Consider the following 21,792-nt stretch of genomic DNA (forward strand, 5'->3'; position numbering starts at 1 on the left):
CGTCAAGCGCCTCTCTGTCACCCGGACAATTGCCAGTCAGCTACCGCTGCAGGGCGACTGTCCGCCCGGACGGCCTCCGGCCTGGGGTCCGCCCTGTCCTCCACCCTGGCGCGGCGGACGGCCGGCACCTGGAGGCGGAGGCGGACGCCCGCCCGGCAGGAACCGCGGCGGTTTTCCGCCCTGTGCCTGGATCAGTGTCACGGCAGCTTCCGAATTGTCCGTCAGCGCCGCGAAATCCACGGTTGGCTCACCATTATCTTCCTGGATGCCGTCACCCATGGCCCGGCGCTTCAGCCGCAGGAAGCTGTTGTCCGGGTTGCCCATCCAGCAGCGCGGAATAAAGGGAAAGGCGTCGGTCAGAACATAGTGGTAGGTCCCGTCCGGATATTCGGGCGTTGCGGCGAAACGGCCGTTGCACTGATCCAGATCGCCTGCACCAGCCACATAGGCCCAGTCCTCGGTAAACTTGCCGTTGTAGCGCCCGCCCGGACCGCCTTTTCGATTGCCGCTTTTTACCCTGTAGCTGCTTTTCAGTTTCTTCATTGCCGATTGGCCCTGCGGGTTGGAATACCCATAGGGCCCGTAGATCGGGAAGCCGTCGGCGGCAAAACCCAGGAGCGCGGGCACGGATTTGCCGCCGGTGTCGGCCAGCACGCCGGTCGGAATGCCGTGGTAATGATAGGTGCCGTCGGGCTGGACATGGGCATTATATTTGTCGAGGCCAAGTTTGCAGGCACCGCCCATCGCCTCGTAGTTCCAGCCGGACCGCCTGTTGTTCTGCCAGAATTCCGCCGTTGCAGGATCCATCACGACGCCATTCAGAGCAATGCCGAAAACGCCCCCTTGTGTCTTCGTTGCCCCGGCCCTCTTGCGCGGAGCGAGAGGGACTTTCAGATTGTAGTTTTTCTTTGAGATTGTGTGGGGATTGCCACTGTTGGGAAACTTTCCAGGTGGCTTGTTCGGATAGCCGTTGCCATGAATGCGGCGGTAGTTGCCATCGATGGATATCTCGGCGGACGCTTCCGCCTCCGGCAGGATCAGGCCCCAGAACTGATCGGTGAGGTGGGAATGTTCGACCGGATTTTCACCGTTCAGCGGCGTGGTGCTGTCATGTGCGGCTGCCGGCAATGCAATCAGCATTCCCGCCAGCGCAAGGGCTAAGCGCATATGTTCTCTCCCAGATTCTCTCGCCCGACACGATCATTATGGGCGGTAGAAACGCTAAACGCATCTGCGCAGCGGTAATGCAACGGTCAGAATGTGTATCTGAATGTGTCTGTCGGTCCGGACAGAAACAAAAAGAAAAGCCGGCCCCGAAGGACCGGCTTTCCCAGATCGCTTTTTAAAGAAGAAGGATCAGCCGACGATTTCGGTGCCGGAGAACCAGAATGCGATTTCCTGAGCTGCGGTTTCGGCAGCGTCGGAACCGTGCACGGAGTTCTCGCCGATGGACAGCGCGAATTCCTTGCGGATAGTGCCTTCAGCGGCTTCAGCCGGGTTGGTTGCGCCCATGACTTCACGGTTCTTGGCAACGGCGTTTTCGCCTTCCAGCACCTGAACGACGGTCGGCCCGGAGGACATGAATTCGGTCAGTTCGCCGAAGAACGGACGTTCCTTGTGAACCGCATAGAATGCTTCGGCTTCGCGGATGGACATCCAGACGCGCTTGGAAGCAACGACGCGCAGGCCGGCTTCTTCGAGCTTCGCGGTGATTGCGCCGGTCAGGTTGCGCTTGGTGGCGTCCGGCTTGATCATGGAAAACGTGCGTTCAATCGCCATGGTTTCGTCTTTCTCGTTTCAGTTGGAGACCGGCGGAGTGCGGGTCCCGGAATTCGAAAATTTCGCGGCCTTAATACCGGGGCGCCGTCAAGCCCGCAAGGGGGCGGCTGCATGACAATTTTATGTCCGCCAGGCCATTGCACTGTGAGATCACACTGGCAAACCTCCCTGCGGCTGCATACTCTGACGTTCTGAAAACGATCCGGCCCCTTGACGCTGGAGGCGTGCTGTCGAGGAAGAAACCTATGGTCGAACTGTTCGCTCTACTCCCCGCGCTGGTCTACGCGGCCATTGCGTCGGCCTGGATCGGCGTCGCGACACCGGGAGCTCTGGCTGGACTGGAGACCGACACGCCTTCCCTGGAATTCACAACGCTTGATGAAGATCTGGAGGTACTGCCCCAGGAGCAACTTGAGAACCTCTTCGTCTTCGTTGCCGGCAACACCCTGTTCACCCTCTATCACGAGGGCGGGCATATGCTGATCTCGGAACTCGGAATTCCCGTGCTGGCTCAGGAGGAAGATGCCGTCGACAATCTGGCGACCATTTCCATGCTGGCTGCAGACGACAAGGACATGGATGCCTTTCTCACGCAGGCCATGATCGGGTGGTTCCTGATCGCCGAGGAGGACTACGAAGACCTCATCTTCTACGACGAGCACGATCTCGACCAGCAGCGCGGCTACAAGATGCTTTGCCTGATGGTCGGCTCGGACGAAGCGGCCTTTTTGACCCTTGCGAGGGATTACGGGCTGCCGGATGAACGGATCGAGACCTGCGTCTTCGACTACGAGCAAGCCGCGGATTCCTGGGAGGTAGCGACAGATCCCTATGTCCGTGACGGCGATACGCCCGGCGGGAAAATCCGTGTTGCCTACGATCCGGCGCCGCAAGATCTGGAATCCATGGCGATCTTCCTGAAGGAAAGCGAGTTGATGGAAATGGTCGCCGAGGAGCTCGACACCGTCTTCGACCTGCCTGAGAACGTTACCTTCCGGGCGACTGCCTGCGAAGTGGAAAACGCCTTCTGGGACCCGGAAGCCCGCGAAGTCATCATGTGTTACGAGTTGCTCGCCGGCTTTGCGGAAGTTTTCCTGTCGATCGTGCCGGAAGACGCAGCAACGGATACCGCCGGCAACGGGGACGAATGAGCCTTTTTCCGGTAGGTGCCCGGCGCTTCGCCGAAGTGCCGCTGGAACTCGCGATAAAAGTTTGAGCGGGTCAGGAAGCCGACATCTTCCTGGATCTTTGCGACAGGGGCCTCGCTCGTGGAGAGAAGCCTTGCGGCTTCCTCCAGCCTCACCCGGTTCACGAACTGGCTGACATTGACACCTTCGTGGGCGTTGACCGCCCGCGACAGGTCCCGGTCCGGAACGCCCACTCTTCGCGCCAGGCGTGTCAGGGTCAGGGCCGGATCACGGAAGAAGCCCTGTTCGACCAGCACTGCTCTTGCCGCCGCCACAAGGACGGCAGCCTCTTGCCCCGGCGTATCCGGTGCAGCCGCAGCCCCGCCGTTTTGCGCCGACCGCAGGCGCAGGACGCCCAGCGTCAGTGCAAGCGCGGTCACCAGAAATACCAGGCTGGCATAGGAGATAAGCTTCGCCGCCGCCTCGACCCGCTGCTGCGCAAACAGAAGCGCAATCAGCGCGTCGGTTGCAAGAGACGCAGCCATGACGAGGATGGCGGTCAAAAGCAACTTGTGCAGCAGTCCGGTCAACGCCGTCGGCGCCTCGGAGAACCGGTCCGGCCCTCCCAGCCAGATCCGGAGGAGCAACAGGCCGTAGACGGCGTAGCTGGCCGCAATCAGCGCATCGACATACCAGAAGACCGGCACCGGCGCGTACATGGCCACGGAGACCGGCACCGGCGCGTACATGGCCACGGAGACCGCCACGGCAGCAACACCGTTGACCAGTATCAGGCGGGTTGCCCTTTCCCGCCCTGCGATGAGGACGGCGAATGCCAGAAAGACCAGTGGGGCAATCCAGACCGGCAGCAGCCGCTGCACGGCGAGCAGTTCCGTTACTCCGAAGGCAAAACGCAGTCCGACCAGTCCTGCTTCCAGCGCCAGCAGAGCCAACAGAAGCCCGAACAATGTCCTCGAGATCATCGGCAGTGGCCGCCAGGCGATTGCCGCGACAGCCAGGCCAAGAAAGGCGGCGGCAAGCAGAAACGAGACGGGAATGCTGATCATGAGGTCGCCGGGCGAAAAGACATGTCTGGTTTCTGTCCTTTATCACGTTTGAGGACAGGACACGGCCCTCCAGCCGATTGTCAACAGCGGGCAAGCGTTCGCATCTGAGGTCAATCGCAACCTTTCAGACGGAGCCCCCATGTCCAAAACCTCTTCCCCCTGCCGCCGGCTGCTTCTTGGCCTTGCCGCGGCATTGCTTGCCTTCCCACCGCTGACTTCGATTGCGGCCGCTGAAGGGAGCAACACCCTGCCCTTTGGCCCGGGCATCAGCAAACTGACCGTCTCGGACGAGAGATCCGACCGGCCCCTTGAGGGCGATATCTGGTATCCGACATCAACGCCGGAGACATTCGCCCGGACCGACAAAAGCAAGGTCTGGCAGATGGCCCTAGCGGATCCGGAAGGCAAATCCGCAGAAGGATCGTTCCCTCTGGTCGTGATCTCGCACGGCATGTACGGCAACACCTACAATCAGGCCTGGCTTGGTTCGGAACTGGCGCGTCGCGGGTTCATTGCCGCGATGGTCAATCACCCCGGAACCAGCACATTTCTGCGCAATGGCGATCAGGCCCGGCAATTGTGGCAGCGTCCGGTCGATCTCTCGCGGCTGATAAGCCATCTCGTGAACGAGAGCACCTTTGCCGGCAGCATAGACCGGGACCGGATCTACGCGGCGGGCCATTCGCTGGGCGGTATGACAGTGATGATGCTGGCGGGGGCGGAGTTCGACACCGCCCGCTACCGGAGCGCCTGCGCTGTAGAAACGCCGCCGGTCGTCTGCGGCGTTCTCGCGGACTGGTCCATCGCCGAAAGCAAAGCTGACCGAAGGGAGATGGAAACTTCGCGCAAGGACCCGCGCGTTTCCAGGGTCGTCAGCCTCGATCTTGGCGGGACGCCCGTCTTTTCGCCGGAAAGTCTCTCGGCGATCGACATCCCGGTTCTCGTACTTGGCTCCGGACGGGCAGACATGCTGAACCAGGACAATGAATCCCGCGCCCTTGCGGCAGCCTTGCCTGCCGAAAGCGTCCGGCATGTCGAACTAGAGGATGCCGGGCATTTCGACTTCATGGGCGTTTGCAAACCGGGTGCATTCGACATCCTGAAGGCGGAAGAACCCGGCGACGAGATCGTCTGCATCAAGGGTGTTTCGGAGCGCGAGGTACAGCACGAGCGTATCCTTGCAGAGATCCTGGCCTTTCTGGAGCTTTGACCTTGCCGGCGGCGGGCGAGAAGTGCAGCGAAGCCACAGCCCGCCGCCAGAAAACGCGAGGTTCAGCTTTCCGCTTGCATCCGCGAGGCGGCTCCGCCAAACATCCGGCCCATGTTGCAAATCACGGACATTACCTACCGGATCGGGAACCGCCTCCTGATCAACAAGGCCAGCGTTACCCTGCCCGGCAAGGCCAAGACCGGGCTGGTCGGCCGCAATGGCGCCGGCAAGACGACGCTTTTCAAGATCATCACCGGCGATCTCGGCACGGAGACCGGCTCCGTCCAGATCCCCAAGCGCGCCCGCATCGGCCAGGTGGCCCAGGAGGCTCCCGGCACGGAACAGACGCTGATGGAAGTCGTGCTGGCTGCCGATACCGAGCGGAGCCGGCTGCTGGAGGCCGCGGAAACCGAAACAGACCCGGTAAAGATCGCCGAGATCCACACGCGGCTTGCCGATATCGGCGCCCATACGGCGGAAGCCAGGGCCGGTTCGATCCTCTCGGGCCTCGGCTTCGATGCCGCCGCGCAGCAGCGTCCCTGTTCGTCCTTCTCCGGCGGCTGGCGCATGCGTGTTGCTCTCGCCGCCGTGCTGTTCTCCGAACCGGACCTGCTGCTGCTCGACGAGCCGACCAACTATCTGGATCTGGAAGGCACGCTGTGGCTGGAAAACTATGTCGCGCGTTACCCGCACCAGGTGCTGCTGATTTCCCACGACCGCGATCTTCTGAACAAGGCCGTCGACAGCATCGTCCATCTCGACCGGGGCAAGCTGACCTATTATTCGGGTGGCTATGACAGCTTCGACCGTCAGCGGCGCGAGGCAATGATCCTGGCCGAGAAGGCGAAGGAGAAGCAGGACGCCCAGCGCAAGCACATGCAGGCCTTTGTCGACCGCTTCCGCTACAAGGCCAGCAAGGCCCGGCAAGCGCAGTCGCGGCTGAAGATGCTGGAAAAGATGCAGCCGATTGCAGCGCTGACGGAAGAGAGCAGCCGTCCGATCCATTTCCCCGATCCGGACGTGCAGCTTGCGCCGCCGATCCTGAAACTGGAAAATGTCGCCACCGGCTATGGCAACACAAGGATCCTGTCTCGGCTGACGCTGAACATCGATACCGACGACCGGATTGCCCTGCTGGGCGCCAACGGCAACGGCAAGTCGACCTTCGCCAAGCTGATCTCAGGCCGGCTGGACGCGATGGAAGGCGAGATCGGCAAGGCTTCCAAACTGAAGATCGCTTTCTTCGCTCAGCACCAGCTGGATGAACTCAGGCCGGCGGAAAGCGCGGTCGCCCATGTGCGCATGCTAATGCCGGACGCACCCGAGGCGAAGGTACGCGCCAGGGTCGCCCGCATGGGCCTGCCCACCGACCGCATGGACAATCCCGCCAAGGATCTCTCCGGCGGCGAGAAGGCGCGCCTGCTTCTGGGCCTTGCGACCTTCGACGGGCCGCACCTTCTGATCCTCGACGAGCCGACCAACCACCTCGACATCGACAGCCGCGAGGCGCTGGTCATGGCGCTCAACGATTATCAGGGCGCCGTCGTCCTGATCAGCCATGACCGCCATCTTGTCGAAGCCTGCGCCGATCAGCTTTGGCTGGTCGCCGATGGAAAGGTGGAGCCCTATGACGGCGACATGGAAGATTACCGACGGCTGATCCTGCAAGGGCCGGACGCGGTCCAGAAGGCGCGCGACAGGGCTGCGGAAGAAGCCGACAAGGCCAGCGCCCAGGTCAAGCGCCGGGAAGCTGCCAACCGCCGCGAGCTTCTGAAACCGCTCAGGCAGAAGATCGATGCTGCGGAGAAGGAAATGGCGCGCCTGCAGGACAAGATCGGCAAGCTGGACGAAGCCCTCGCCGATCCGGAGTTCTTTACGCGCGAACCGGACCGGGCGGCAAAGTTCGCCAAGGAAAGGGCCTTCTGCGAAAAGAAGCTGGTCAAGACCGAAGAGGAATGGCTGGAACTTTCCGCCGAGTTCGAAGAGGCAAGCTGATGGCGCAGATCACGACACTCGGTTTCGACGCGGATGACACGCTCTGGCATAATGAGCGTGTCTTCCGGTTGACCGAGGAGCGTTTTGCCGCGCTCTTGTCGGATTACACGGAAAAGACCCATCTGGCCGAACGGCTGCTGGCGGCCGAGAAGCGCAACGTTCTTCACTACGGCTATGGCGTGAAGGGCTTCACGCTGTCGATGATCGAAACTGCCATCGAGGTAACCGAGCGCAGGGTGCCGGCGGATGTGATCGCCGAAATCCTGGAAGCCGGGCGCGAGATGATGTCCCATCCGGTCGAGCCTCTGCCCCATGTGGAAGACACGCTGAAGGCGGTCAAGAAGGATTACAGGCTGGTTCTGATCACCAAGGGCGACCTCTTTGACCAGGAACGCAAGGTGACGGCATCCGGTCTCGACGTCTATTTCGACGCTATCGAGATTGTCTCGGAAAAGACCTCGGAGACCTACAAGACCCTGTTCTCGCGGCATGGTTCCGGGCCGAAGGAAGCGCTGATGGTCGGCAATTCCCTGAAGTCCGACATCCTGCCGGCACTCGACGCAGGCGCTTACGGCGCTCATGTGCCCTATGAGCTGACCTGGGCGCTGGAGGAAGCTGACGAGCCGCGCGGACACGACCGGTTTTACCGGCTGGACCATATCGGCAAGGTGCGGCAGCTGCTGGCGCGGTTGAGTTAAGACGCAGCGATTCAAGGCTGGATTGAACAGCTCCTGGTGGGAACGTTGCTGTCCTACTGGTTCTAACCTGTTGATTTTGTTTTGCTCAAACATCTTTTTTGCAATGGTTAACAAATCATTAACGCGCCCTGCTGTTAGCGCTGTCGCACCAGATGTATGATGGGGGCACAGTCCGACAAGAAAACGACCCAGACGAGCACGTGGACAAATGACCCCATCGAGAGTTGCCCTGATTGTTCTTGGCATTGCCGCTTTGGTATTCGATCCGGTTTTTTCCCCGGAACGCGTTCACGCGGCTATTCCCTTAGGTACCGAAGTCATCGTCAGCCTGCACGAGGACGGAACGCTGAGTTCCGATCAAGACAAGCGTAACGCGGCCGAGTTTCAGGTGGCGAGCAATGATCTCCGCCTCTTCAACAAACGCGTTGCGCGAAAGCAGATGAGAAACCTCAACGGATTTCTGAATTCCGTTTTCAGCAACAAACCGCGCAAGATCCGCAGATCCTCAAGAAATGCCGGCAGCAACAGGTTGAGCGGGCCGGAACGTGCGACACTTGCCAATGTCAGCGTGACCCCGCAGCCGAGCCCCCTCACCCAGGCAAACAATCTCGAGGCCAGAATTGGCAATCTGAGTTCGCTTGAGCGCGACTATCACGCCTACCTGAACTCGGACGACCCCAACCTTGCTGCGATTCAGGCCTTTATCGGCGCAACGCTGCATTATGAACGCGTGACGGGCGGTTTGCCGCGCCTGAAGGAGGAACTGGCTGCAGCACGCGACACGCTGGCAGGCCTTCTGGACGCCATTTCTGCGCACGACGGTTATTCTTATGAAGATCCGACCACCGAGATGCTGCAGACAAGGCTCACCACTCTGGAAGCTGTCGAGCCTGCCGCGCTACCTGAGGCGCAGGCCGGTTTGCTGGAGACCGAACGCCTGACCTTGAAAGCCGTGCTTGAGAGCGAAGAGTTCCTTGCATTCAAGACGGCGGAAACGGCTTACTCGGACAGCGAGGAAATACTTGCGACACTTGAGGGTGAAATTTCTGACGAAACCTTCTCTGAAGCGCTCATCGCCATGGCGGACCCGGCCCTCCTGGAAGAATATGGCGATACCTATGTCGACGAAGCCATGCTCGCCTGGGCCAAGCAAGTGCTTGGCGTCGGCGACCACGAAGGCAAAATCGACGAAATCCGGAACGAAATGGCAAATGGACAGCGGACGGTGCAACCTGTCGTACCGGACAGTCCGATGGCGGAAGACCTGCCCCCTCACGGTCTATAGGCGGCCAAGGTGCACGAGCCGGTCTGCATAGCGACTGTCCTTGGCCGGTTTTCAGCTTTCCCTTAGAGGAACAGGATCGGGGCAAATAAACCCGTTTTCAATGATCGTCATCGCAGCAGCACTGCGACAGTTCCGGCTATCCCGCCGTCAGCCCCCGCACTCCACCGTGCCGTCTCTCTGCCAACCGCACTGTTTCCGAACTTTTCCGGAACTAAATAAATTCCGAGGGGTTGTCGTAAGTGAACGTTTGGACCGGCTGGCCACACTTTGTGTGACTGGACGGAAAACCGGCCCCGTCGCTGCGTGTGCGAGCTGAAATATCTGGACGAAGGACAACAAGGAAACCCCATGACCCTCTCCAAAACTGCCGCTCTTCTCGTCGGCGCAACAGCACTCGCGCTAGCCCCCGTTTTTACGCCGGACCTTCCCGGAACTTCCTATTCTTCCGGAGCTGCCTATGCAAAGAGCGACAATGGCAAAGGGGGCGGCAACGGCAATGCCGGGAGTGGCAACAAGGGGAATTCGGGTAACAAGGGGAACGGCGGCAACGGGAACCGTGGAGGGAAGTCAGCCTCAAATGGCGGTGGAAACCCAGGATTCGGAATTTTCGGCAACGGCAAAAACAAGGGCCAGTCGAAGTCGAGCAAAAGCGCGAACAAGGGCATCAACGGTTTCTTGAATTCCGTATTCGGAACCGACGCCAAGTCCGGCAAACGCCGTAATACAGCCCAGGCCAAGTACAATGCCGGCAGCCATCGCCTGCCCAAGGCGGAGCGCGTCACATTGGCGAACGTTGCCGTGACGCCGGCAGCTAATCCCATAGGAAAGCCGAAAAATTTCAATGCCAAATTGGGCAGGTTGAATTCGCTGAACCGGAACTACCACGCCTACATGAATTCCAACTCTCCGCATCTGGCGGCAATCCAGGACTATATCCACAGCACGCTTGCGTCCGAAGGATTGTCCGAAACGCTGAGAGGGCTGGAAGACGAGTTTAATGCTTTCCGCGATGAGTTCGCAGGACTGCTTGCAGGGGTCACCGCTCATGACGACTTTTCCTATCAGGACCTGACGGGCGAAGAACTTGAGGCTCGCCTCGCAGGCCTGAACGACGTCGACACAACCGGACTTACGGATGCGGAAGTCGCAGCGCTCGAAGCGGAGCGGCAAGCCTTGAGCGATGCCCTTGCAAGCGACACCTACCGGGACTACCGGGATGCCGAGGCAGCTTATGAGGACGGCAAGGCCAATTTGGATGCCGTTGCCGGAGACATTTCCGACGAAGCCTTGCCAGAAGCCCTTGTCTCGATGGCGAACCAGAACCGCATCCGGGAATATGGCGACGACTATGTCGACGACGACATGCTCGACTGGGCCAAGCAGGTTCTCGGCGTCGGCGACTATTACGGCAAGATCGACGAAATCCGCGAAGCAACGGCAGAGAGCGCCGACAATGATTTGTCCGAAGACACTGCCGATGCCGGCGACAATGATCGAACCGGCGACCCGGAGGAAGACCTGAGACTGACCCAGGCCTCCGAATAGTCCCTTCTCAAACTCGAATTTAGGCGGCCCGTATCAAGCCTTGTGCTCGACCGGCCCGCCTTCTTTGACCCAGTCCGCAAAGCCGTCTTTCAGATGTGAGGCTTCAAAGCCCATGTCCTGGAGCATCGCAACGGTCAGTGCCGAGCGCCACCCGGCGGCACAATGAAAGATGAAGCGCTTGTCTTCGCCGAAGACCTCCTTGAAATAGGGGCTTTCCGGATCGACCCAGAACTCGATCATGCCGCGCGGGCAATGGTGACTGCCCGGGATAAAGCCGAGTTTCTGGCGCTCGCGAATATCGCGCAAATCGATGAAGACGACGCCCGGGTCGTCCACGAGTGCGATGGCATCTCGCGTTTCAACCTCTTCGATACGCGCCTTTGCGGCTGCGACCATGTCGGCCGACGTCATCTTCAGTGTTTTCGTCATTTCGTCGCTCCCCGTTCCCGGTTCATGCCTTGCGTTCCCAGCCGCCCGATGGGGTCTGCTGCCAGTAGGCGATTTCGAAGCCGTCGGCCTTGGCATCTTTCCAACGCTGGCGGGCTTCCTGGACAGCGTCCTGATCATTGCCGTCGAACATGTAGATCGCCCGCTTGTACGCTTCCAGCGGCGGAGGGGACGCCCGATCGACAAGAAAGCGCACATCGGCTTCGTTCGGGTTGTCCTGCTCGGCGGTCAGATAGATCGGCTGATGTTCGGCAAAGCCGTCGGCCTTTGTGCCGTGCGGCAGGAAACTGTCATCGGTAAAGGTCCACAGATGCGCGTCAAGTGCACTGCAACGCTCCGGCGTGCCGGTCTGCACCACCACCTTCCAGTCCCGCTCCAGGCATTTCTGCAGCAACTGCGGCAATGCCACCTCCAGCGGCTTGTGCAGGAGATGATAAAAGACAACTTCAACGCTCATTCCGGCTCCTGTCGCCACGCCTCGTTATTGCTCTGTCCATTGCCGTGTTCCGGATTTGCATTGTCTGGTCCCAAAAGTGATGCAGGCCTGCAACACAGTTACGTCGATGTTCACCCGACGGCAAACTGGACATGGACTTGCCATAAGACTCGTATCATTAACCCTTCGAAAATGTCGATTGACTAGGGTTCGTTCCGGGGACGGTCCAGGGATCGAATGATTTGAGGATCGAGTGATTTGGCTGGTGACCGGTTTTCCCGACCCAGCGCAATGAGGGGATTTGGTGAATGCTCGCACGTGTAGTTGTGTTTTTTGCGTTGGTGGCAGGTGTTGCGGGCGCGACGGTCGGCATGGGCCTTCTGGTCGAACCGGCAACAGCGTGTCAGGCCTATAAGACCTGCTAAGTTTTCCACATAGAATTCGATGAAAACCCGCCTCGCAGGCGGGTTTTTCTTTGTCCGTAATTCGCTGATTACAATCGGCTTGTCCGGTCCGAAGGCCGGACAAGCCGAAACTGGTCTCAGCCCTCGTAATGATCGGCGACCAGCTGGTTGAGAAGCCGAACGCCATAGCCGGAGGCCCAGCTCTGGCAGATGTCGTCCTTGGGAGCGCCAAAGGCCGTGCCGGCAATATCCAGATGTGCCCACGGCACATCGTTGGTGAAGCGCTGCAGGAACTGGGCCGCAGTGATGGACCCCGCCCAACGTCCGCCAGTGTTCTTCACATCCGCGTTCGGCGTGTCGATGATCTTGTCGTAGTCCTTCGACAGCGGCAGACGCCAGAGCGGCTCGCCGCTGGATTTGGCGGCAGCAAGCAGGTTTTCCGCCAGTTCGTCGCTGTTGGAGAAGAGACCAGCATTCAGATTGCCGAGCGCCACAAGCACCGCGCCCGTCAGGGTCGCCAGGTCGATCATGATTGCGGGTTTGTATTTTTCCTGGGTGTACCAAAGCGCATCGGCCAGAACCAGACGGCCTTCGGCGTCGGTATTGAGGATCTCGATGGTTGTGCCGGACATGGCGGTGACGATGTCGCCCGGACGCTGTGCATTGCCGTCCGGCATGTTTTCCACGAGCCCGATGACACCGATGACGTTGGCCTTGGCCTTGCGGCCGGCAATCGCATGCATGGCACCGACGACGGCTGCCGCACCGCCCATGTCACCCTTCATCTCCTCCATGCCCGCTGCCGGCTTGATGGAGATACCGCCCGTGTCGAAGACGACGCCTTTGCCGACAAGGGCGACGGGCGCGACGCCCTTCTTGCCGCCGTTCCAGCGCATGACGGCAAGCTGCGGCGGTCGGACGGAGCCTTGTGCGACGCCAAGAAGCGCCGCCATCTTCAGCTTCTTCATTTCCTTTTCGCCCAGGATTTCCACCTCGACTCCGAGCGCTTCAAGTTCCCTGGCCTTTTGGGCGAATTCCACCGGCCCAAGCACGTTTGCCGGCTCGTTCACCAGTTCACGCGCCAGGATCACGCCATCTGCAATGGCCTCCGTTGCGCTCCAAGCCTTCTTGGCGGCCTTTGGATCGGAGACAGCAATGGAGAGCTTCAGATCCTTTGCCTTGTCGCCGTCCTTCTTTGCGGTCTTGTAGGTGTCGAAGGCATAGGCCCGCAGCTTTGTGCCCATGGCGAATTCCGCAGCATCGTCAGCGGAAAGTCCGGCTCCATCCGGCCCCTCCAGAAGCACTGTTGCGGTCTCTGCCCCGGCCTTCTGCAATTCGGCAAAGACGGCGCCGCCAAAGGCACGCCAGTCGTCCTTCGTCAGGTCGGCTGTCTTGCCGGTGCCAAAGACGATCAGCCGGTCAAGTGCGACGCCTGCCGGTGCCACCAGGTCCAGGCTGGATTTCTTCTTGCCGGAAAAACCGGCAATGGCGGCGGGCCGCTGCAAACCGCCCTGAAGACCGGAAACGACCTCCCCTGCAAGTGCCCCGAGCGCGAGGTCCTCGCCGGCCAGGATCACGGCGACGCCGTCCTTCGGAGCGGCTGCCTTGGTGAAGGTAAGTTTTGCAAGCTTGGTCATGCTTCGGTCCTGATGTTTGGTCTGATGACGAGAGGCGGTGGCGAGTTTCCAACCTCTATCCCTATGATTGCGGGATTTGCTGCAAATCATGGGGTTTCAACAGCTTTTCGGCAAGAGCGACAAAAATTAATGTATATTTACCATTCTTATTCATGGGCCATTCACCACATTCCGTGTTATTCGGACAAGGGTTGGAATTCGTCAATTTTGCAGAGGCCTGTGCCGGTACGATTATGAAAACGCTCGAGCGCTACATTATCCGGCGGACGGCCTACGCATTCACTCTCACGATTACGGCAATGACGGGTGTGGTCTGGGCGACCCAGGCATTGCGCCAGCTGGATCTCGTGACCTCGAAAGGTCAGACGATCGTCCAGTTCATCGGCATCACGATGCTTGCGCTGCCCTTCCTGATCGTGATCGTCGCTCCCTTTGCCCTGATGATCGCCCTTATCCTAGTGCTGAATTCCCTTTCCGGCGACAGCGAGCTGATCGTGATCGACGCCTCGGGCGGCTCCCGCTTCCTTGTTCTGAAGCCGGTAATGCTGTTCTCGGCCATCGTCATGCTGCTGACGGCCAGCATGTCGCTCCATTTTGCCCCGCAAGGTCTGGCGCAGCTGCGCACCGAGATCACGCGCGTGCGGGCCGACCTTGTGGCCAATATCGTCAAGCCGGGCCGCTTCATCACAGTTGAAAGCGGCCTGACCTTCCACATCCGCAACCGTACCGGCAATGGCACGCTCGACGGACTGCTGCTTCACGACACGCGCGACGAGGAAACCGCGTTCACCTATCAGGCCGACACCGGTCAGATCGTGGAAGCCGCGGACCGCACACTGCTTGTCATGCAGAACGGCACTATCCAGCGGCGGCCGAAGAAGCAGGGCGACATCTCCATCGTCCGCTTCCAGTCCTACGCCTTCGACCTGTCGAACCTCATCCCGGAAGCCGGAGAACCCGTGTTCAAGGCCAGCGAGCGCACCACCGCCAATTTGATGGCGCCCGGCCGTTCCGACGAATATGCGTTGAAGAACCCCGACAAGCTGTCCCAGGAACTTCATGAGCGCTTCAGCCAGCCGCTCTATTGCCTGTCCTTCGGCCTGATCGTGTTTGCGTTCCTGGGCAAGGCCCGGACAACCCGCCAGGGACGTGGTCTTGCCGTCCTTGGTGCCATCAGTGCTTGCGTTCTCCTGCGAACTACCGGCTTTGGTGTCACCGCGATTTCCGGCGGCTCGGAGGCCCTGCTTGGCCTGCTCTATGTCGTGCCCGTTGGAGGTGCCTTCCTGGCGCTGATTTCGATTTTCCGCGGACAGCGCGGTGCCCAGCCCAGATGGATTGCTGAGCTGCAGCTTGCCATCCAGGACCGTGTCGACGCCTTGACCGACCGATTGAACGGCGGCCACCGCGGAGGCACCGCCTGATGCTCGGCCGTACACTTTCAGCCTATTTTTCCGGACGCTTCCTGAAAGCGATCCTCGGGCTGTTCCTCTTTGCCGCCGTTTTGATTTTCCTGTTCGATGTTCTGGAACTCGTCCGGCGAGGCGGCGACCGCGAGGGTTTCTCGGTCTTGCGCGTCGCCCTCATTTCCCTCCTCAGAGTGCCGCTGCTGCTGGAACAGGTGATTCCATTTACGGTCCTTTTCGGGGCCATCGCGGCATTCGTGTCTCTAAGCCGTGCGCTGGAGCTGGTGGTGGCACGTGCTTCGGGAATTTCCGTCTGGCAATTTTCCCTGCCGGCGATCGTCGTCGGCATCGTGCTCGGAATACTTTCCATCACGCTCTACAATCCGGCCGCCGTCTGGTTCCAGCAGAAATCAGACGAAGCGGCTGCCGGCCTTTTCGGTGCCGAGCAAAGTTTCCTGCTTCAGGCCTCCAATGACGTCTGGGTTCGCCAGGACGGGCTTGACGGAGAATCCGTGCTTCTGGCCAAGCAGCTTCTGGACGGTGGCACCCGGCTGCGCGGGGTGACCGTGTTCACTTTCGACAAGGACGGCACGTTCCGCGAGCGTATCGAGGCGGCGGATGCCCATCTCGGCAACCAGATCTGGTATCTCGACGACGCGATCGTCTACACTACCGAACAGGATCCGCAGCCTTACGGCCGGTATCAGGTCAGCACTTTCCTGACGGCGACCGAAGTGCGCGAGAGCATTGGCTCGCCCGAATCGATTTCGTTCTGGAATTTGCCCCGCTTCATCGAATTGGCCAGGAACGCTGGGTTACCCGCCTATCGGTATAATTTGCAATATCAGACCCTGCTTGCCCGTCCGCTTCTTTTGGTCGCGATGATTTTGATTGCGGCGGCGGTTTCCCTTAAAGTTTCGCGGTTTGGTGGGTTGGGTAGTATGATTCTGGGTGGAATCCTGTCCGGGTTCGTGCTTTACGTTCTAACCGAACTTGCCAAGGACTTCGGGGGCGCGGGTATCGTCCCTCCCTTGGTGGCGGCCTGGGCGCCGGGAATATTTGGAGTACTTATGGGTTTGACGATCCTCTTGAATCAGGAAGACGGTTAAAGCAATGCCTTTTCCGACCTTTCTGAGCACTGGGATTTGGGCCAACAGGGGCAGATTGCTGGCGGCGGCAAGCGTTGTCGCCATCACGGCATCCCTTTGTCATGCCTATGTCGCGCCCGCGTCCGCGCAGGAAATTGCTTCAGACCTTTCCACTCAGCTCGACCCCAATGCCGAGCTGCTGCTGGAATCCAGCGAGATCACCTATGACTTCGACCGGGACCTGATCGTCGCGACCGGCAGCGTGCAGGTTTATTACGACGGCAACACCGTCCAGGCGCACCAGATCATTTTCGACCGCAAGAGCCAGCAGTTGAAGGCGACCGGCAACGTCATCTTCATTGAAAAAAACGGCAATGTCGTGCGCACCGAGGAAATGGTCCTGTCCGAGGACTTCTCAAACGGGTTCGCACGCGCCCTGCAGATCGACACGACCAAGCGCACGCGTTTCCTGGCGGAACGAGCCACGCGCGAGAGCAGCAGCGTCACGACAATCGATAACGGCGTCTATACGGTTTATACAAGGCCCACCAATCCCCCGAACAAGCCGCCGCTCTGGCGGGTGCGCGCCGAGAAGATCATCCACAATCAGCAGGAAAAGATCATCCGGTTCGAGAACGCGGCCTTCGAAGTCTACGGCCGGCCGATCGCCTGGTTGCCCTATCTGTCCATGCCCGATCCGTCGGTCACGCGGAAATCGGGTTTCCTGATGCCGAGCGGCATCGTATCGGACAAGCTCGGCTATGGCGTGACTGTTCCCTATTACTGGGCGCTCAGCCCGTATTACGACGTCACCACAACGCTGACGCCGCTGACCAAGCAGGGCCTGTTCGGAGACGTGCAATACCGGCACCGGTTCGCGGCCGGTCAGGTCAGCTTTTCAGCAGCCGGCCTGTTTCAGGCACAGCCAGGCCAGTTTTCCACTTCCAGGGCAGATGAACGCTTGCGCGGTGCGGTCAATACGCAAGCGTCCTTCTCGCTTGCGCGTGACTGGACGCTCGGCTGGGATCTGACTTACAAGAGCGACCGTCAGTTCTTCGAGGATTACTCGTTCACAAGTTTCGGTGGCGGCGACACCTCGCAGATTTTTCTGGAGGGCAACAACCAGCGGAACGCGCTTTCCGTGCGGGCCTATGCCTACCAGATTTCGCAGGAGGACTATACCGACAGCGAATTCGATGCCAACGGCTTCTCGCCCGTCGGCAGCTCGCTGCAGGACAAGCAGCCGCTGGTGCTCCCCGTCATCGACTACGACTATGTCTTTGCCGATCCGATACTGGCAGGTGAGCTGGCCCTTACTGCGAACTTCACTTCGCTGACACGCGACGAGACAGACGCGTTCTCGATCGATGGCGGCACGACGCCGAAATTCCGCGGCGTCGACGGTACTTTCTCGCGCGTGTCGGTCAAAGGCAACTGGCGGCGGACCTTCATCGACCCGCTAGGCCAGTCCTTCACTCCGTTCGCCTATGTGCGCGGTGACCTGTTCTTCCTGGCCTCCCCCGATTCCGACGTGACCGCGCTGACAGGTGAAAGCTTCGTTGGCCGCGCGATGCCGGCGGTGGGCCTGGAATACCGCTATCCGTTCATTGCCACATTCAACGGCGGCAACCAGATCCTCGAGCCGGTGGCGCAGATCGTTGCCCGTCCCGATGAGCAGCGGATCGGCGAACTGCCGAACGACGATGCCCAGAGCATCGTTTTCGACACGACGACGCTTTTCGACCCGGACAAGTTTTCCGGTTTCGACCGGTCCGAAGGCGGCACACGTCTCAATTTGGGCGTCAACTACAAGCTCCAGCTCGACAGCGGCTATTATCTCAGCGGGCTTGTCGGCCGGTCCTATCATCTTGCGGGCGAAAACTCCTACGCCACGCCAGACATTCTTGGCGCCACGCAGGATTCGGGTCTTGAAAACGATCTATCCGATTATGTCGGCAGCCTTTACCTCGATACGCAATACGGCGTGAAACTCGGCGCACAAGCACGGCTGGACAAGGACGACTTCTCTCTCAATCGCGTTCAGGCGCAGGCAAGCGCGATCTACGGTCCCGTCGTTTCCTCGCTTGCCTATGCATTCCTGAACGCGCAGCCAGATGTTGGTATCGACGACCCGCGCGAGGAATTGCTAGGCTCCGCAAGCCTGCGGATCGAGGAAAATTGGCGTATCTTCGGTTCCATGCGCTACGATCTGCAGAACAGCAACATCGTGCAGGACGGCATTGGCATCGGCTATGACGATGAGGGCTTCTCGCTTTCCGTAACCTATGCCGAGGACCGCAGCCGGAATGACGGCGACGAGGTTAACCGGACGCTCTATTTCCGACTCGGCCTGAGAACCATCGGCAATACCCAAGTATCCAGCGGTGTTCTCAATTAAACCGACGTGTCCGGCGAGTCGGGGCAAGGCAGTTGCCCCGTTCAACTCAAACCAGAAGATATCGGTCTTTTCACGCCCGCGGACAGTCGACCGGTAGGCACGCCCCGACATCCAAAAGTCATCATACCGCCACGAAATAAGGCATGATGCGGGGAAACTTTGAAATTGCCGGCATGATATGCGAAACATCATGTCACAAAACAACGAACTTCGGTTTGGCCTGATGCCAGCACGGATGGTTATTCAATGCGACTTCGTTTTGCCCCGGTCTTCTTTAGCCTCGCTCTGATATTGTCGGCGCCGCTGTCCCAGCCGGCGAATGCCGCTATCAAGGTGGTCGTCAACGATGTGCCGATCACTGATTACGACATCAGCCAGCGGGCGCGGCTGATCACACTCACGCAAAGAACTGCCGCCGGTGTTGCCAAGAAGCAGGCCGAAGAAGAGCTGATTGACGATCAGGTGAAGCTGACAGAAGCCGAAAGGGTCGGGATCGATATCGGTCCGTCGGAAGTCGACAACGCCTACAACAACATCGCGCGCAATGTGAAAATGTCGCCGGCGCAGCTTTCCAAAGCCCTGCAGAGCGGTGGCGTGAAACCGGACACGCTCAAGAGACGGCTGAAGGCACAGCTCGCCTGGAGCCAGTTGATGCGCTCGCGGTTTTCCGGCGGCGTCGACGTAAATGAATCCGATATCATTGCGGCCTTGAAGAAGACCGACGAAGAAGACCGGCAGAAATCCGTGGAATACGACCTCAAGCGTGTCATCGTCGTTGTGCCAAAGAACTCCTCCGGCGGGTTCAAGTCCAAGCGAAAGAACGAAAGCGACCAGATCCGTTCCGCCTTCAACGACTGCGATGCCGCCGGCACCGTGCTTGGCAAGTTCAGTGAAGTCGTCGTTCAACCGATCGGGCGACGGCTGGAAACCGAACTGCCGGAAGACCTGCGCGCCGAGATCCAGGCGCTCGAACCGGGACGCCTGACCAAGCCTTCAACCACGCCGATCGGCTATGAGATGATTGCCGTTTGCGGGAAGCGGGAAATCGCGTCGGATATCGCGGTCCGCACCGAAGTGGAAAATGAACTGCGCGCCAAGGAAGGCGAAGCCCAGTCCCGCCGGTTCCTGATGGAAATCCGCCGCCGCGCCACCATCATTTACCGCTGATCCCATATGCGTTCGCCCAAGGAGTCGATCGCCGTCAGCATGGGAGAGCCTGCCGGTATTGGACCGGACCTCGTTCTCATGGCGTGGGCCAACCGCAAGTCATTGGGCTTGCCTCCCTTTTATGTACGCGGCGATGAAAGCCTGTTCCGCAGCCGCGCGGAAAGGCTGGGCATGTCTGCCAGGCTGCAAGCAGTTGCACCGGAAGAGGCATGTGCTGCCTTTTCGAAGGCACTGCCGATCGTCCAGACCGGCCCTGCCCTTGCCGACCGGCCCGGCGAAGAAGATCCGGAGACGGCAGCCTCCGTCATCGCCGCCATCGAGGGCTGTGTCGAAGACATATGGTCGGGAAGCGCCACGTCGCTTGTCACCTGCCCGATCAACAAGGCAGCCCTCTACCGGACCGGCTTTACCTTTCCAGGCCACACGGAATATCTTGGCTCGCTTGCCGAGCGGCACTGGCCCGGCGAGCCTTCGCAGCCCGTGATGATGATTGCGGGACCCGAGCTGATGGTTGTTCCCGTTACCATCCATATCGCCCTCAAAGACGTTCCAGAAGCCCTGACGAGCGCACTGATCGTCGATACGGCGGAGATCACAGCCCGCGACCTGAAAAACCGGTTCGGCTACCATACGCCCCGGCTGGCGCTGTGCGGGTTGAACCCGCATGCGGGCGAAAACGGTTCCATGGGCATCGAAGACCGCGATATCATCGCCCCTGCCGTCGATCGTCTTCGCAACATGGGCATCGAGGCCAGCGGACCGCACTCGGCCGATACGCTGTTCCACCCCCAGGCACGGGCACAATACGACTGTGTTCTCGGCATGTATCACGATCAGGTTCTGATCCCGGCCAAAACCATCGGCTTCGACGACAGTGTCAATGTCACGCTCGGCCTGCCTTTTGTGCGCACATCACCCGATCATGGTACAGCCTACAATCTTGCCGGAACCGGCGGGGCCCGGATCGACAGTTTCGCAGCATCGCTGCGCATGGCGGACGTCCTCGCCAATCCCGACCGCCTTTAGGACTTCGCCAGATGGCACAGATCGACGACCTGCCCCCGTTACGCGAGGTGATTGCGACCCATGGCCTCAATGCCAAGAAGTCGCTCGGACAGAACTTTCTGCTCGACCTCAATCTGACGTCCCGCATAGCCCGTTCCGCCGGCAGCCTGGATGACTGCACCGTGCTCGAGATCGGACCGGGACCGGGCGGCCTCACAAGGGCGCTGCTTGCGAGCGGCGCGAAGAAAGTGGTCGCCATCGAAAAGGACAGCCGCTGCCTGCCTGCGCTTGCCGAAATTGCCGCGCATTATCCAGGTCGTCTGGAGGTGATCGAGGGAGACGCGCTGGAGATCGATCCGCTGGCTGTAACTGGCGGCGACAAGGTCCGGATTGCTGCGAACCTGCCCTACAACGTCGGCACGCAACTCCTTATCAACTGGATCACCACGGCGGATTGGCCACCCTTCTGGTCGTCGTTGACATTGATGTTCCAGAAAGAAGTCGGCGAGCGGATCAGCGCGGAACCCGGGTCCAAGGCCTATGGGCGGCTTGGCGTCCTGGCCGGCTGGCGCTGCAAGGGTGGCATCCTCTTCGATATCAGCCCGAAGGCCTTCACGCCGCCACCGAAGGTCACCTCCGCTGTCGTGCATCTTGTCCCGAACCTGGCACCGCTTGCCTGTGACCTGAAGGCTCTGGAAAAGATCACCGCGGCCGCCTTCGGTCAGCGGCGCAAGATGCTCAGGGCCAGCCTGAAGGCGCTCTCGCCCGATGCGGAAGGGCTGATCGAGCAGGCCGGACTTAAACCGACGGCGCGTGCGGAGGAAATCGACATTGCCGGCTTTGTCGACCTGGCAAACACCTTCAGGAATGCCCGGGCTGTTTAGTGCCTTTGGGGCGGTATCCGGTCTCGGATTTCCTGCAACCTCCCGTCTCGACCGCCTTGAGGTTTTCCGGATCATCGAGCCCGAGATCCCGCGCAAGCCAAACAGGCAGGGCATTGTTGCTTCCGGGCTGGGCGGAGTTGGGAAGGAGAACGGATCTCTTCTTTTGTATCAGTGACTTGAGCCAGTTGATGTTCATGTTCAGCCTCGTTGGTGACGA

General features: G+C 60.0%; 19 protein-coding genes. 12 read left to right on the forward strand and 7 right to left on the reverse strand.

Annotated elements, in window-relative coordinates; genetic code table 11:
* Positions 1-36: 36 nt before the first annotated feature.
* Complete coding sequence (locus ACX3M4_RS06195) at positions 37-1,167, reverse strand: YHYH protein (RefSeq protein ID WP_459357716.1); 1,131 nt, start codon at positions 1,165-1,167, stop codon at positions 37-39.
* A gap of 189 nt (positions 1,168-1,356) precedes the next feature.
* The gene (gene ndk / locus ACX3M4_RS06200) at positions 1,357-1,779 is read right to left on the reverse strand and encodes a nucleoside-diphosphate kinase (protein WP_459357717.1); all 423 of its coding nucleotides are present in this window, start codon (positions 1,777-1,779) and stop codon (positions 1,357-1,359) included.
* A 245-nt stretch (positions 1,780-2,024) separates the two neighbouring features.
* Here ndk and ACX3M4_RS06205 point away from each other — a divergent pair, with 245 nt between their 5' ends.
* On the forward strand, positions 2,025-2,930 hold the full coding sequence (locus ACX3M4_RS06205; protein ID WP_459357718.1) for a DUF4344 domain-containing metallopeptidase: 906 nt from the start codon (positions 2,025-2,027) through the stop codon (positions 2,928-2,930).
* Here ACX3M4_RS06205 and ACX3M4_RS06210 read toward each other — a convergent pair.
* Positions 2,840-3,973 (reverse strand): helix-turn-helix transcriptional regulator, encoded by a 1,134-nt coding sequence (locus ACX3M4_RS06210; RefSeq protein ID WP_459357719.1) that lies wholly within the window; start codon positions 3,971-3,973, stop codon positions 2,840-2,842. The genes ACX3M4_RS06205 and ACX3M4_RS06210 overlap by 91 nt on opposite strands.
* 139 nt (positions 3,974-4,112) lie before the next feature.
* On the opposite strand from ACX3M4_RS06210, the gene ACX3M4_RS06215 reads away from it, so the two are divergent.
* From ACX3M4_RS06215 to ACX3M4_RS06235, 5 genes are all read left to right on the forward strand, one after another.
* Entirely contained in the window at positions 4,113-5,183 is a 1,071-nt protein-coding gene (locus ACX3M4_RS06215; protein ID WP_459357720.1) for an alpha/beta hydrolase family protein, read from the forward strand.
* A 111-nt stretch (positions 5,184-5,294) separates the two neighbouring features.
* Positions 5,295-7,178, forward strand: a complete 1,884-nt coding sequence (locus ACX3M4_RS06220) for an ABC-F family ATP-binding cassette domain-containing protein (protein ID WP_459357721.1) — start codon at positions 5,295-5,297, stop codon at positions 7,176-7,178.
* Positions 7,178-7,876 carry an HAD family hydrolase gene (locus tag ACX3M4_RS06225; protein ID WP_459357722.1) on the forward strand — a complete coding sequence of 233 codons (699 nt, stop codon included), beginning with the start codon at positions 7,178-7,180 and terminating at the stop codon, positions 7,874-7,876. Before ACX3M4_RS06220 ends, ACX3M4_RS06225 begins: the two co-directional genes overlap by 1 nt.
* Positions 7,877-8,084: 208 nt before the next feature.
* Positions 8,085-9,161, forward strand: a complete 1,077-nt coding sequence (locus ACX3M4_RS06230; protein WP_459357723.1) for a hypothetical protein — start codon at positions 8,085-8,087, stop codon at positions 9,159-9,161.
* 348 nt (positions 9,162-9,509) lie between these two features.
* Positions 9,510-10,706 carry a hypothetical protein gene (locus ACX3M4_RS06235; RefSeq protein ID WP_459357724.1) on the forward strand — a complete coding sequence of 399 codons (1,197 nt, stop codon included), beginning with the start codon at positions 9,510-9,512 and terminating at the stop codon, positions 10,704-10,706.
* 33 nt (positions 10,707-10,739) lie between these two features.
* Here ACX3M4_RS06235 and ACX3M4_RS06240 read toward each other — a convergent pair whose 3' ends face one another.
* The 3 genes from ACX3M4_RS06240 to ACX3M4_RS06250 form a co-directional block, all read right to left on the reverse strand.
* Positions 10,740-11,135 (reverse strand): rhodanese-like domain-containing protein, encoded by a 396-nt coding sequence (locus ACX3M4_RS06240; RefSeq protein ID WP_459357725.1) that lies wholly within the window; start codon positions 11,133-11,135, stop codon positions 10,740-10,742.
* Between the two features lie 22 nt (positions 11,136-11,157).
* Entirely contained in the window at positions 11,158-11,610 is a 453-nt protein-coding gene (locus tag ACX3M4_RS06245) for a DNA polymerase III subunit chi (RefSeq protein ID WP_459357726.1), read from the reverse strand.
* A 520-nt stretch (positions 11,611-12,130) separates the two neighbouring features.
* Positions 12,131-13,630 (reverse strand): leucyl aminopeptidase, encoded by a 1,500-nt coding sequence (locus ACX3M4_RS06250; RefSeq protein ID WP_459357727.1) that lies wholly within the window; start codon positions 13,628-13,630, stop codon positions 12,131-12,133.
* 191 nt (positions 13,631-13,821) lie between these two features.
* Between ACX3M4_RS06250 and lptF the strand changes: the two genes are divergently transcribed.
* The 6 genes from lptF to rsmA all read left to right on the forward strand — a co-directional run bounded on the left by lptF (position 13,822) and on the right by rsmA (position 21,575).
* The gene (gene lptF, locus ACX3M4_RS06255) at positions 13,822-15,051 is read left to right on the forward strand and encodes an LPS export ABC transporter permease LptF (RefSeq protein ID WP_459357728.1); all 1,230 of its coding nucleotides are present in this window, start codon (positions 13,822-13,824) and stop codon (positions 15,049-15,051) included.
* Positions 15,051-16,142: an LPS export ABC transporter permease LptG gene (gene lptG / locus ACX3M4_RS06260; RefSeq protein WP_459357729.1), complete on the forward strand. Its 1,092-nt coding sequence runs from the start codon at positions 15,051-15,053 to the stop codon at positions 16,140-16,142. The genes lptF and lptG overlap by 1 nt, the downstream gene beginning before the upstream one ends.
* 55 nt (positions 16,143-16,197) lie before the next feature.
* Positions 16,198-18,519: an LPS-assembly protein LptD gene (locus tag ACX3M4_RS06265; protein ID WP_459357730.1), complete on the forward strand. Its 2,322-nt coding sequence runs from the start codon at positions 16,198-16,200 to the stop codon at positions 18,517-18,519.
* Positions 18,520-18,765: 246 nt separating this feature from the next.
* Complete coding sequence (locus ACX3M4_RS06270; RefSeq protein WP_459357731.1) at positions 18,766-19,686, forward strand: SurA N-terminal domain-containing protein; 921 nt, start codon at positions 18,766-18,768, stop codon at positions 19,684-19,686.
* A gap of 6 nt (positions 19,687-19,692) precedes the next feature.
* Entirely contained in the window at positions 19,693-20,712 is a 1,020-nt protein-coding gene (gene pdxA / locus ACX3M4_RS06275) for a 4-hydroxythreonine-4-phosphate dehydrogenase PdxA (RefSeq protein ID WP_459357732.1), read from the forward strand.
* Positions 20,713-20,723: 11 nt separating this feature from the next.
* Positions 20,724-21,575, forward strand: coding sequence for a 16S rRNA (adenine(1518)-N(6)/adenine(1519)-N(6))-dimethyltransferase RsmA (gene rsmA / locus ACX3M4_RS06280; RefSeq protein ID WP_459357733.1), 852 nt, complete (start codon positions 20,724-20,726; stop codon positions 21,573-21,575).
* On the opposite strand, the gene ACX3M4_RS06285 is transcribed toward rsmA, so the two are convergent.
* The gene (locus ACX3M4_RS06285) at positions 21,553-21,771 is read right to left on the reverse strand and encodes a hypothetical protein (RefSeq protein ID WP_459357734.1); all 219 of its coding nucleotides are present in this window, start codon (positions 21,769-21,771) and stop codon (positions 21,553-21,555) included. The genes rsmA and ACX3M4_RS06285 overlap by 23 nt on opposite strands.
* Positions 21,772-21,792: the final 21 nt, after the last annotated feature.

The organism is Roseibium sp. M-1, from assembly GCF_054515675.1.